Source organism: Comamonas terrigena NBRC 13299, assembly GCF_006740045.1.
Classification (GTDB): Bacteria; Pseudomonadota; Gammaproteobacteria; order Burkholderiales; family Burkholderiaceae_C; genus Comamonas; species Comamonas terrigena.
The window spans coordinates 2,629,787-2,642,360 of the sequence record NZ_AP019749.1 but is presented as its reverse complement, the minus strand read 5'-3'; the positions used below and the strand labels follow the sequence as shown (position 1 = coordinate 2,642,360).

11 protein-coding genes are annotated in these 12,574 nt (G+C 69.6%); 8 read left to right on the top strand and 3 right to left on the bottom strand.

Features of this window, described 5'->3' with window-relative positions; translation table 11 throughout:
- The first annotated feature begins 202 nt into the window (after window positions 1-202).
- The 7 genes from CT3_RS11855 (at window position 203) to CT3_RS11825 (ending at window position 6,717) form a co-directional block, all read left to right on the top strand.
- Complete coding sequence (locus tag CT3_RS11855; RefSeq protein ID WP_066532719.1) at window positions 203-676, top strand: nucleoside deaminase; 474 nt, start codon at window positions 203-205, stop codon at window positions 674-676.
- A gap of 96 nt (window positions 677-772) precedes the next feature.
- Window positions 773-1,714: a LysR family transcriptional regulator gene (locus CT3_RS11850; RefSeq protein WP_066532714.1), complete on the top strand. Its 942-nt coding sequence runs from the start codon at window positions 773-775 to the stop codon at window positions 1,712-1,714.
- Window positions 1,715-2,046: 332 nt separating this feature from the next.
- Window positions 2,047-3,069, top strand: coding sequence for an ABC transporter substrate-binding protein (locus CT3_RS11845; protein WP_066532711.1), 1,023 nt, complete (start codon window positions 2,047-2,049; stop codon window positions 3,067-3,069).
- Window positions 3,070-3,165: 96 nt separating this feature from the next.
- Entirely contained in the window at window positions 3,166-4,173 is a 1,008-nt protein-coding gene (locus tag CT3_RS11840; protein ID WP_066532705.1) for an isopenicillin N synthase family dioxygenase, read from the top strand.
- A complete protein-coding gene (locus tag CT3_RS11835) occupies window positions 4,170-4,598 on the top strand; it encodes a glyoxalase/bleomycin resistance/extradiol dioxygenase family protein (protein WP_066532702.1) in 429 nt (142 codons plus the stop codon). The genes CT3_RS11840 and CT3_RS11835 overlap by 4 nt, the downstream gene beginning before the upstream one ends.
- Window positions 4,599-4,673: 75 nt before the next feature.
- A complete protein-coding gene (locus CT3_RS11830) occupies window positions 4,674-5,201 on the top strand; it encodes a MarR family winged helix-turn-helix transcriptional regulator (protein ID WP_227657888.1) in 528 nt (175 codons plus the stop codon).
- Between the two features lie 268 nt (window positions 5,202-5,469).
- Window positions 5,470-6,717 carry a multidrug effflux MFS transporter gene (locus tag CT3_RS11825; RefSeq protein ID WP_227657887.1) on the top strand — a complete coding sequence of 416 codons (1,248 nt, stop codon included), beginning with the start codon at window positions 5,470-5,472 and terminating at the stop codon, window positions 6,715-6,717.
- Between the two features lie 614 nt (window positions 6,718-7,331).
- Here the strand turns inward: CT3_RS11825 and CT3_RS11820 are convergent.
- From CT3_RS11820 to CT3_RS11810, 3 genes are all read right to left on the bottom strand, one after another.
- The gene (locus CT3_RS11820) at window positions 7,332-8,519 is read right to left on the bottom strand and encodes an MFS transporter (RefSeq protein ID WP_066532693.1); all 1,188 of its coding nucleotides are present in this window, start codon (window positions 8,517-8,519) and stop codon (window positions 7,332-7,334) included.
- Window positions 8,520-8,800: 281 nt separating this feature from the next.
- Window positions 8,801-9,835 (bottom strand): patatin-like phospholipase family protein, encoded by a 1,035-nt coding sequence (locus CT3_RS11815; RefSeq protein ID WP_066532689.1) that lies wholly within the window; start codon window positions 9,833-9,835, stop codon window positions 8,801-8,803.
- Window positions 9,836-9,922: 87 nt separating this feature from the next.
- Complete coding sequence (locus tag CT3_RS11810; RefSeq protein WP_066532683.1) at window positions 9,923-11,179, bottom strand: cyanate transporter; 1,257 nt, start codon at window positions 11,177-11,179, stop codon at window positions 9,923-9,925.
- Between the two features lie 396 nt (window positions 11,180-11,575).
- On the opposite strand from CT3_RS11810, the gene CT3_RS11805 reads away from it, so the two are divergent.
- A complete protein-coding gene (locus CT3_RS11805) occupies window positions 11,576-12,571 on the top strand; it encodes a tripartite tricarboxylate transporter substrate binding protein (protein WP_172591796.1) in 996 nt (331 codons plus the stop codon).
- The last annotated feature ends 3 nt before the right edge of the window (window positions 12,572-12,574 follow it).

The following is a 12,574-nucleotide window of genomic DNA, read 5'->3' as shown; positions in this document are numbered from 1 at the left end:
GTTGCCCCTGCGCGGCTCCGGCGCTGCAGCGGCCCGGTCTTGCTCGTTTGTCGCACTTGTGTTGCCATCTTGTTGCCCTTTTGTGGGCTTTGCATTGGCCTTTGGGTTGGCCTTTTGTTGGCCTTTTGTAGGTCCGGTATCGCTGCCGGGACGCTCGCAAAGGTGGTAGCTTCCACGGCTTGTGATGTGGAGTGTTTGTTCTATGACCACCGATTTTTCCGCCGCCGACCACCACGCCATGGCGCTGGCCATCGATGCCTCGCGCCAGGCGCTGGAGGGCGGCGACATGCCGTTTGGCGCCACGCTGACCGATGCGCAAGGCCGGGTGCTGTGGGTGGCGCGCAATAACCAGGTCAGTGCCCAGGATTGCATGAGCCATGCCGAGACCGTGCTGGTGCAGGAAGTGCAGAAAGCCCTGGGCCCGCAGGTGCTGCAGGGCGGCACGGTCTATGCCAGCGGCGAGCCCTGCGCCATGTGCAGCGGTGCGCTGTTCTGGGCCGGCGTGCGCCGCGTGGTCTATGCCGCCACCACCCAGGACATTGCCCAGGCCCTGGGCGGCCCGGTGCTGCCCGCCACGGCGGCGCAGGTGCTGGGCCCGGCGGCGCCGGCGGTCACGGTGCAGGGCGGCCTGCAGCGCGATGCCGCCGTACAGGTGCTGCAGGCCAAGGCGCTGTAGCACGCGGGCTGGCGCCGATCTTGCAACGGATGCCAGGCCCTTGTCACCCTGGCGCCCATCCCCGGAACCCCTCTGGGGCGGTGCGCTCATTGCCCCATGACCCTGCGACTGCACGCCCGCGCACTGCTGTATTTCGATGCCATCCGCAAGGCCGGCTCCATCCGTGAGGCGGCGCGGCGCCTGCATGTGGCCTCGTCGGCGGTGAACCGCCAGCTGCTGGAGCTGGAAGACCAGATCGGCGCGCCGCTGTTCGAGCGTCTGCCTGCCGGCCTGCAGCTGACGGCGGCGGGCGAGGTGGTGGCGCGCCATGTGATTGTGGTGCTGCAGGACGCCCACCGCGTGGACAGCGAGCTGGATGCGCTGCGCGGCATCCGCCGGGGCGAGGTCAGCCTGCAGGCGGTGGAGGGGCTGAATGCGGACTTTCTGCCCCAGGTGCTGGCCCAGATGGCGCAGCACTACCCGGGCGTGCGGGTGACCACCCGTTCCAGCGGTTCGGCCAGCATGGCCGCGGCGGTGGCCATGGGCGAGGCCGATGTGGCCGTGGGCTTTGCCCTGCCGCGCCATGCGGAGCTGACCCAGCTGGCCATGTGCCGGTTCGACCTGGGGGCGGTGGTGACGCCGGCGCACCCGCTGGCCGGGCGGGCCGCCGTGAGCCTGTCCGACTGCGCGGCCTACCCCTTGCTGCTGCCGGGGGCCGAGCTGTCGGTGCGCTGGCTGCTGCAGCCCTGGCTGGACAGGCTGGCCGGGCAGCTGCATGTGCCGCTGGAGTCGGCCTCCATCGACCTGATGCGCACCCTGGCGCGTGACGGGGTGGGCGTGGCCTTCCAGACCCGGCTGGGGCTGGAGCGGGAGCTGGCCGCCGGCCAGTTGGTGTTTGTGCCGCTGCGCACCCCGGGGGCGCTGGTCAGCGAGCTGGGGGTGTATGTGCGGGCCGGGCGTGCCCTGGCGCCGGCGCTGGATGCCTTTGTGCGGTTGCTGACCGAGGCCGTGGCGCGGGCCCAGGCCGTGGAGACTGCCCAGGGCGCGCACCTGCGCTAACGGCGACGGCTGCCGGGGCGATGGCAGCAGCGGGCAGGGGCTGCGCAGGGCGGGCGCAGGGGCCGTGCCAAGGCCGAACCAAGGGTGAAAGCAATGCGAAAAAGCGGCAGGCCACGGGGCATGCTGCCCTGTGCTGGTGCGCCGCTGCACCAGGGTGGCGTGGGGCGTGCATCAGGCTTGTGCTGTGCGCTTTTTGAGAGCGGCTTGCTGCAAATTCTGTGCTTTCTGAACCGGGGTGGGGCGCTCTACAGTGAATCCCAGGCCGGTGTTTTGATCTCGCTCAGGACCGGATGTTGCGATTGTTTTCCCCCCACACCTCGGAGAGTATTGCCATGAAACGCCGTTCACTGTTGCAAGCCAGCTTGGGCTGTTCCGCACTGGGTGCCCTGGGGCTGGCCCGCGCGGCCAGCCCCACCCGCTTCAAGTTCAACCTGGGCTGGAAGGTGGAAGCCTCCGGTGCCGGTTTTCTGCTGGCCCAGCAGCGCGGCTACTACCGCGATGCCGGTCTGGATGTGGTGATCGACACCGGCAACGGCTCCACCGGCGTCATCAGCCTGGTGGCCAGCGGTGCCTACGATGCGGCCTCGGCCGACCTGGCGTCGATGATCGAGTTCATGGTGCGCAACCCCGGTGCGGGCCTGCAGGCGGTGGCCATCCAGTACGACCAGAACCCGAATGCGGTGATCACCCGCAAGGGCGGCCCGGTGCGCAAGGCGTCCGACCTGGCCGGCAAGACCATTCTGGGCCAGCCCTTCAATGCCTCGCGCAAGCTGTTTCCCGCCTTTGCCAAGGCCCAGGGCTTTGACGCCAGCGGCGTGCGCTGGGAGAACCTGGAGCCGGGCGTGGGCGACACGCGCTTTGCCAAGGGGGACTTCGATGCCGCCGCCTATTTCTACTTCACCGGCCTGCTGAACCTGAAGGCGCGCGGTGTGGACCTGGCCACGCTGGATGTCTACCGCTATGCGGACTTCGGCATCCAGTCGTACGGCAACGGCCTGGTGGCCAGCACCCGTTCCATGGCCAATGCCGGGGCGATGAAGGCCTTTGTGGCGGCGTCCGCCCGGGGCTGGCTGGATGCCATTGCCGACCCCCGCGCCGGCGCGGCCGCCGTGAAGGCGCGCGAGCCCCTGATGAACGAGGCCATCGAGCTGGAGCGGCTGCGCCTGATCATCGACGGCAGCATGAAGTCGGCAGGCACGGCGGCCCACGGCTGGGGGGCGGCCACGCCCGAGCGCCTGCAGGCCACGCTGAGCGAGACCCTGGAGGCCTTCAATCTGCAGTCTTCGCTGACCACGGCGCAGATCTGGACCGATGCCTTTTTGCCGCCCGCAGCGGCACGCCGCCTGCCGGCGTGAGGGCAGGCGGCTGTCGGCGGGCGGCATGCACGGCATGCGCGGTATGTGCCCGCTGGTGTTTTCTGCTGGTGTTTTCTCTTTGATACGGGTTTTGTGATGGGTATTCCAATTCTGGATCTGACGGATGCACTGCATCCCGGCGCGCCCCGCAGTGCGGAGGTGGCGGCGCAGCTGCGCCAGGCGGCCATGGGCTCGGGCTTCTTCTATGTGCGCCACCACGGCATTGCCGCCGAGGTGGTGCAGCAGCAGTTTGCGCTGGCGCGCCAGCTGTTCGAGGCGGTGCCCGAGGCGACGCGCGAGCGCCTGTCCATCCACCACTCGCCCACGCAGCGCGGCTACGAGCAGCTGGGCGCGCAGACGCTGGACCTGTCGGCCCGCCCGGATGTGAAGGAGAGCTTCTACTGCGGCATGGCCTACCCGGACGACCACCCCTATGTGCAGGCTGGCTACCAGACCTATGGCGGCAACCAGTGGCCGCCGGAGCTGCCGCAGGCCCCCGCGCAGTGCGAGGCCTATATCCAGGCCTTGCTGGCGCTGTCGCGGCGGCTGATGCAGCTGCTGGCGCTGTCGCTGGCACTGCCGGAGGATTACTTCGATGCGACCAGTGCCAGCCCGATGCTGTCGCTGCGCATGCTGCGCTACCCCGCGCACCCGGCCGACGCCGACGCCCAGACCTTCGGCGCCGGGGCGCACACCGACTGGGGTGCGCTGACCATCCTGGCCCAGGACATGCACGGCGGCCTGGAGGTGTGCATGCCCGACGGCAGCTGGGTTCCGGCCACCCCGGTGGCGGACTGCTTTGTGGTGAACCTGGGGGACATGATTCCGCGCTGGACCAACGGGCTCTACCACTCCAACCCGCACCGGGTGCGCAACACCCGGTCCGGCGGGCAGCCGCGCTTTTCCATTCCGTTCTTCTACGAGCCGGACTTCATGGCCCGCATCGAAGCGGTGCCCGGCACAGTGCCGGCGGGTGAGGCCCCGCGCTTTGCCCCGTGCACGGCCGGAGAGCACCTGAGCGAGATGTACCGCCGGACCTACCAGCTGAAAACCAAAACGCCTGCGGGCACGGACACGGGTGTGGGCGCGGAGGTGGCGGCATGAAGGTCTTCGTCAACCAGTTCTGCCACGACACCGAAGGGCAGATGCAGTTCTATGCCACCTTGCTGGGTCTGCCGGAGCTGGCGCAGCGCCGCTCGCCCATCTACCGCGCGCTGGACGCGGGGGAGGCGGAGCTGGGCTTCAACAGCGAGGCCGCCTATGCCCTGCTGTCGCTTGATGACCGCATGCCGGCCGAAGCAGCGCCGGCACCGGTCACCGCCTATGCCACCTTCATGCTGGACAGCCCGCAGGCGGTGGACGCTGCCGCCGCGCAGGTGCAGGCCCTGGGCGGGGGCGTCATCAAGCCGCCGTATGCCACCTACTACCAGGAATGGCAGGCCGTGCTGCACGACCCGGAGCAGCGCGTGTTCCGGGTGAGTGCCGCCGTGGCGGCCGCACCGGCCACACCGGCCATGGCCGGGGGTTGAGCGCATTGCCCTGCTGCGAGCAGGGTGTCGCCCCCGGGCATGCGGCTGCAGACTGTTTTCTTGCAAAATATTGGCATGCAAACTAATTCGCATGCCATGGTGGATGCCGCCACGGCGCCGGCGGCCGCCTCCCCCCCTTCCTGGCTGGATGAGGGACCCGATGTGCCCGAGCCGCCGCAGGCGCGGGCCCGGCTGGGGCGCTTGATCGGCGGGGTGTACCGCCAGTGGCGCCGCCAGGTGGACCAGAGCGTCAAGGACCTGGGCCTGACCGACGCCACCCGTGCACCGCTGCTGGCGCTGCACGCGGCCGACGGCCCGTTGCGGCAGAAAGAGCTGGCGCACGCGCTGCTGCTGGAAACCTCGTCCCTGGTCCGCGTGCTGGACCAGCTGCGCGGCATGGGCCTGCTGGACTGGGACAGCGATCCCAATGACCGCCGCACCAAATGCATTGCGCTGACGCCGCGCGGGCGCAAGACGGTGGCCCGCATTCTGACCCGCAGCCTGGAGATCGAGCGCAGCATCCTGGTGGATGTGACGCCCGAAGAACTGGTGGTGCTGCGCAGCGCCCTGGAAAAAATCTCCCGCCGTTTTGACACCCTATGACGCTGTGCAGCCACTGCGGTGGCCGGCATGGCATGGAAAGCAGGGCGCAAGCTGCTGCTGAGAAGCTATGAATTCCCGGGACGTTCACCACTCCCCACTGGACACGGCAGCGCCTGAAGCGGCTGACCTGTCTTCCTTGCCTGTTCCATTGCCCGGTGCCGCCAAGGCATGGCCGGGCCAGGAGGGCGCTACAGCACCGTCATCGCCGCCATCGCCACCGGCATCACCGCCCGTGAGCCCGGTGGTGCCGGTCGCTCCGGCTGCAGCTGTGGCCTCTGCAGCAGATGCGGCTCCTGCAGTAGCCCGCCCCGCGGGCGCGCTGCCGGTGCTGACGGCGCCGCTGTGGCTGCTGGTGCTGGTCACGCTCAGCGGCACCATGGCCATGCACATCTTTGTGCCGGCGCTGCCGGTGGCGGGCAGTGCCTTGCATGCACCGGCGGCCAGCATGCAGCAGACCATCACCCTGTATGTGATCGGGCTGGCGCTGGGCCAGCTGGTGTACGGCCCGGTGTCGGACACCTGGGGCCGCCGCCCGGCCTTGCTGGTGGGCCTGGGGCTGTACCTGTCGGCCAGCGTGGTGGCGCTGTGCGCGCCCACGCTGGAGTGGCTGCTGGCCGCGCGGCTGGTGCAGGCCCTGGGGGGCGCGGCCGGGATCACGCTGGGCCGGGCCATTGTGCGCGACATTGCTCCGCCCGAGCGGGTGACCAAGGACCTGGCCCTGCTGAATCTGCTGACCCTGGTGGGGCCGGGGCTGGCGCCCATCGTGGGCTCCTACCTGGCCGAGCATTTTGGCTGGCGCGCCATCTACCTGTTCCTGGTGGGCATGGGCGTGGCCATGGTGCTGTGCACCTGGCGCATGCTGCCGGAGACCAACCGCCAGCGCCGGCCGCTGGCCATAGCGGGCATTGCCCGGGACTACCGCACCCTGCTGTGCACGCCGCGCTTTGCCGGCTTCATGCTGGGCGGCGCATGCTCCACCACCGCGCTGTACCCCTATCTGGCGACGGCGCCCTACATCGTGCACGAGCAGCTGGGCTACCCGATTGCCATGGTGGGCTGGTTTGCGGCCGCCACCATCGTGGGCGCCAGCCTGGGCACCCTGGTGACCCGGCGGCTGGCAGGGCGCTACCCGGCCGAGCGCTTTCTGTATGTGGGCGGGGGCATCGGCCTGAGCATGGCATTCGCCTTGCTGGTGGTGCAGCTGGCGGGGTGGCTCAACGGCCCCATCCTGGTGGCCGTGACGCTGGTGATGACCCTGGGCGCCGGCATGTCCAGCCCGGCTGCGCTGTCGCGCGGGCTGTCGGCCGTGCCGTGGCTGACGGGTTCGGCCGCCGGCCTGTACGGTTTCGGGCAGATGGCCATGGGCGCGCTGGGCACCAAGCTGGTGGGCTATGGCGACAATCCGGTTGTGGCCTGCGCAGTCACGCAGATCTGCATCATCGGGCTGGCCCTGGCCAGCTACCGCTTTGCCGCTGCGCAGCCGGTGGCCGTGCAAGGCGGGCAGCCGGCGCGCTGAAGGCCGGCAGGGCGTCTCCTGTCGCCCATGCCTCGCCGCGCACGCCCCGCCAAGTTGGCGGGAGTGTGACAAAACACTGCAGGGCGCCAGCCCGGGGTGGGGCAGAAAAGCTCTGCGCAAGGCGCTTTGCAGGCCATGCCCGGCGGCCGGCTGCTTCGGGAAACGGAGCGGCGCAGCGTCCGTGCAAGCCCGTTCACGCCTGTTGCGGCAGGACGGCTGCTCCCAGGCCGGTCTGCAGGGCCCGGGCAGCGATCCCGATGAACGGGGCCTTGCCCCCGACACACAAACGCGAACGATGCTTACTTGCATCCGTCTGTCGGAATGCGGGTGCGTGGTTACACTTTGTCCTGCAGAGAGGGGTGGTGTGCCAGAACCCGCACCGGGTGGTCCGTCAGAGGGCCGCGAGGTGGTCTGCCGGCGTGCTGCCCCCTGGGTCTGCAGCAGGAGGTGCCATGAGCTACTACCCCATGACGGAGTCCGGTCGCTTCGACCCCGTCTTCTTTGCGCTGTTCACTCTGGTCCTGTGGTGGAGCATCCTCGCCGCGACGGGAAGCTGAGCAGCGGAACGGCGGCAGCGCGCAGCGCGGGCCTGAGCGGCCCGGGCGGCGGTCGCGTCAGGCGGCAGCCGCAGGCAGCGCTGTGCGGCGCGCCGGCAGCACCAGGGCCACGGCGGCGGCCAGCAGCAACAGCACGCCGGACAGGCCGAACGCCAGCCAGTGCGTGCCGAAGTGTTCATACCCCCAGCCGCCCAGCCAGGAGCTGACCATGGCGCCCAGCTGGTGGCCCAGGTAGGCCCAGCCATAGAGCACGCCCACTTTCTGCACCCCGTACACATCGGCCAGGATGGCCGAGGACAGCGCAATGCTGCCGGCCCAGACTATGCCGCCGATGACCGAGGTGCCGAACAGCTCCAGCCGGTTGCCCGCCAGCAGCAGCGCAAAAAAGCCCAGGCCCCGCACCAGATAGATCACCGCCAGCAGCTTTTTGCGTTCCACCCGGTCGGCCAGGCGGCCCAGCACCATGGTGCTGGGAATGGCGACCAGTCCGATCAGCCCGATGCCCAGTGAGCTGGTGGTGGCGTCAAAGCCATGGTCCATCAGCATGGGCATGCCGTGCGTGCCCAGCAGGTTCATGCTGAAGCCGCAGGCGAACAGGCCCAGCGTGATTTTCAAAAACGTGGCCGTGCGCATGGCCTGGCCCAGGCTCAGACCGGCCATGGCGTTGGCATTTGCATTAGCGGGCGCGCTGCGGGCGGCGGCCGGCTGCAGGGGCGCGTCGCCGTCGGCCGGGGCATCATCCCGGACGATGTACAGCGCCATGCCCAGGGCGGGCGTCATGAAGGCGATGCCGGCCATGGAGCCGGTGGACAGGAAGAACAGCGCCATACCCCGGCGGCGGTTGAACCAGCGGCTGATGACAGGCGTCAGCGCCACCGGGCTGGTGAAGCCGGCGCCGATGGACATCAGCACGCCGAAGCTCAGCAACAGGCCGCCGGGGCTGCGGGTGTTCACCGTCCACAGCGTGGCCGTGACCAGGATGGCGGTGCCCACCAGCAGGACAAAACGGGTGCCGTGGCGCGCCACCAGCCAGCCGGCCAGCGGCATGGCCAGGCCATAGCACAGCATGCCCACGGCCACGATGGAGGCCAGCAGGCTGCGGCTGAATCCCAGGTCCTGCGCCATGGGCAGGAACAGCGGCCCTATGCCCAGGCGCATGCCCACGGTGAGCAGGGTCAGCACGGTGGCGGCTGCCACGATGTTCCAGCCAAAGTACCAGCGGGGTGGGGGAGCGGAGGTGGTCATGGCGCAGCAGAGGTCGTAGGCCCCGCGCGCAGGGGGCTTGCGCAGTGGGGGCAGGCGGTCATGGTACGCGGCCCGCTGGCGGCGTGCTGTCGCCCAGGCTGCAAGGCGCAGTGGGGGGCTGCACGCGGGCGGGTACGGTGCGGTCGGCGAGGTGCGGCCTTGCGGCCGTGCGGCCAAGCGCCTGCCGTGGCGGGCGGCGGTTCAGCAGGGAGCAGCCGCGCGCCGGGTGTCCCCCGGCAGGGGAAGTCCGGCCTGCTATGGCGCAGGCCGGAGTCGGCGGCTCAGGGGCGGGGGCAGGAGTTGTCCAGCCCCGCCATGCCGGCCAGCTTCTGCATTTGCGAGCGCTGTTCCAGGCAGTTCAGGTGCTGGGCTTCGGCCGCTTTCTGCTGGGCCAGCTGGGTGGCCTTGGTGCGTTCGGCCTGGAGCTTGGCCACGCGTTCGCGCAGCTGCGGCATCACGGCCAGTGCGGCCTTTTCGCCTTCCACAATGGCGTTGGCGCGCTGGCTGAAATCGGCAGCGCCGATGTCCAGCACCTTGGGGCGGATGACGATGTCGGCGCGCGAGAGCTCGGCCTGGCCCAGCTTCTGGCCCATGATGGCGATGGACTGGTTCAGCGCGCCCAGCATGTTGTCGGGGCTCTTGCCGCGGGCCTTGTTGGAGATGTCCACGGCCACCACGATGTCCGCGCCCAGCTGGCGTGCGGCGTCCACCGGCACCGGGCTGACGATGCCGCCGTCCACATAGTGGTACTTGCCGATGCTGACGGGCTGGAACACGCCAGGGATGCTGCTGGATGCACGCACCGCCTGGCCGGTGTTGCCACGGGCAAACACGGTGCGCTCACCGTCTTCCAGGCGCGTGGAGACGGCCACAAAAGGCTTGGCGAGCTGGTCCAGCGGCTTGCGCGCCACCTGTTCGTTGACATAGTCCTCGAGCTTCTGGCCCAGCACCAGGCCGCCGGAGGACAGCTGCAGATCGCGGATCTTGGTTTCGTCCAGGGCGACGGCCTTTTCCTGCAGCTCGAACGCGTTCATGCCGCTGGCATACAGGGCGCCCACCACGCTGCCGGCACTGGTGCCGCTGACCACCACGGGGGTGAAGCCATTGGCTTCCAGCATCTTGATGACGCCGATGTGCGCAAAGCCCTTGGCCGCACCGCCGCCCAGGGCAATGCCGATGCGCACCGGCGGCGCTGCCGGTGCGGAGGCCAGCGGCGCAGGGGCCGGGGTGCTGGGTTGGGGCGGGTTGCTGGTGCAGGCGGCCAGGCCGAGTGCGCCCACGCAGGCCGCCAGGCGCAAAGATGCATTCAAACGCATACCGGGAAAACGTGCAGTCATGGGCGGCAAAGTATAGACCCCGGTGCCGGGCGGCCGGGCAGCGCGCCCTGCCGACCCCGCCGGGGATCAGGTTGCCGGGGCCCGCAGCCGCTGGGCGTAGTGGCGGGGGTTGAAGCGGGCCGACAGCAGGCCGACCAGGGCGGCCACGCCGGCCTGGTAGAGCCAGCCCGGGGTCCAGCTGCCGCTGGATTGGTGCAGCTGGGCCACGATCCAGGGTGCCAGCGCGGCCAGGATGAAGCCGCCGCCCTGCATCAGCGCGTTCAGCGCGCCGGCCTGGGTGGGAGAGGGCAGGTGGTCCAGCGCCACCACCATGAACAGGGCAAAGCAGCCGCCCAGGCCCACGCCCAGCACCAGGGCGTTCAGGGTGGGGGCCGCGTCGGGCCAGCAGGCCAGGCCGGAGAAGCCCAGCACCTGCAGGGCCAGCATGGCCATGATCCAGAGGCGGCGGTCGGTGCTGCGCGCGGCCAGCGCAGGCACGGCCAGGGCCGCCAGCGCCTGGGCCACCGACAGCAGGGCCAGCAGGCTGCCGCTTTCGGTGCCGGACCAGCCGTGGGTCTGGTAGAACGGGGCCAGCCAGGCCACGGTGCTGGCGTAGCCGCCATTCATCAGGCCGAAGCTCAGCAGCAGCAGCCAGGTGCGCGGCCGGCGCACCAGCCAGCCGGTGTCACTGGCCGGCGTATTGGCGGGCGTATGGGCCTGGGCATGGTCGGCCGCCGTCTGCACCGGTGCCGGCAGGCCGGGCAGGCGCCCCAGCACCCACCAGGCCAGGGGCAGCGTGACCAGGACGGGTACGGCCCACATGGCCAGGGCGGCCTGCCAGCCCAGGCCCCATTGCATGGCCCAGGGCGAGAGCTGGGCGCTGAGTGCGCCGCCCCCCATCAGGGCGGCCGAATACAGGCCCATCATCACCGCCATGCGGTGGGGGGACTGGCGCTTGATCAGCCCCGGCAGAATGCCCTGGACCAGGGCCACGCCGGCCCCGCACAGGCCGGCCGTGGCCACCAGCACCCAGGCGTTGGCGCCTGCCAGCCGCAGCGCGCAGCCCAGGCCGATGGCCAGCAGGGCCCAGACAATGGCCGGGCGCAGGCCCAGGCGCCGCAGCGCGGCGGGGGCCAGCCAGGTGCCCACGCCCATCAGCACCATGGGCAGCAGGGTCAGCCAGGAAAACATGCGCAGCCCCATGCCGGTGGCCGTCTGGATGGCATGGCCGAGCGGGCCGGGGGCGGTCAGAAAGGGGCGCAGGTTCAGCGTGATCAGCACCACCGCCAGCAACCAGAGCCAGGTGGGCAGGCGCGCAGCGGTGGGTGGGGAGGAGTCGGTCATGGAGCAGGCAAGGCCGGGCAGGCGCGGCACCGCAGCGGGGCGGTAACAGCGGTAAAAGCGGCAGGGGCGGAAATGTGGAAAGTGCGTAGAAGCTGTAAGCCCGATGAAGGCTTGGCGGGGCATATTGTCCTGCACCCTGGCACGCCGTGCAGCGTGCCGCCACCATCGCCGGCCGGGCGCCCTGTGCAGGGTGTCTGCGCCACCGCCCTATACGCCGCTGCACCCTATCCGTAAAGACTGCCACACGCGGGCCTGTCACCTAGGCTACGGGGTGTATGACGCTTGCGGGACAAGGCTGCTGCCTGTGTGACGGCAGCGCGGGGTTTGCCCTGATCTGCTGCATTTCCCAGCGTGATTTCATGGCGTCTCTTCAACGAGACGGCTATGGAGACGGTGATGAGCAAGGGTGTGGATCTCAAGCGCAGAGCAGTGGTAGGTGGCCTGTGCATGGCGTGGGTGCCGCTGATGGCGCAAACCAAGGGCGCGGTCACGGCGCCGCCGGAGTTGGCAGGCAAGACGATCAAGCTGATCGTGGGCTATCCCCCCGGGGGCGGCACCGACCTGACCGCCCGCACCCTGGCCGTCTACGTGGGCGAATACACCGGCCTGACGGTGATCGTGGAAAACCGTCCCGGCGCCGGCGGCAACATTGCCACCGACAACGTGGTGCGCGGCCAGGCCGATCCCAGCAACTGGCTGTTCGTGACGCAAAGCCAGGTCATCACCAATCCGCTGCTGATGAAGATGAGCTTCGAGCCCATGCAGGAGCTGGCGCTGCTGGCGCGGGCCAGTGCCAGCCCGCTGGTGCTGATCGTGCGAGCGGATTCGCCCTTCAAGTCCTTCGACGACATCATGGCGGCGCACAAGAAGAATCCCGGCTCGCTGAACTACGGCTCGGCCGGCATCGGCACGCCCCAGCACATCGGTGTCGAATGGCTCAAGAGCCTGTCCGGCCTGCAGGCCGTGCACACCCCTTACAAAGGCAGCGGCCCCTGCATCATGGGCCTGATGTCGGGCGAGATCGACTTTGTGCTGGAGTCGGGCGCCGCCGCATCGCCCCATGTGCGCGGCGGCAAGGTGCGCGCCATCGGCATTGCCGGCAGCGCCAAGCCGGATGACTTCAAGGACGTGCGCCAGATCGAAGCCAGCGTGCCCGGTTTCAACATGGACGCCTGGAGCGGTGTGGCCGTCTCCAAGAAGGTTCCCGCCACCACCCGGCAGTACGCCGAGCAGGTGCTGCAGGCCTGCCTGAACAACCCCGATTTCATTGCCAAGCTCAAGGCCCAGGGTGGCAACCCCGGCTGGCTGAGCGCTGCGCAATTCACCCAGTCCGTGACCGAGGAAGCCAGGGTCACCAAGGACATCGTGGTCAAGAACAACATCCGCCTGTGACAT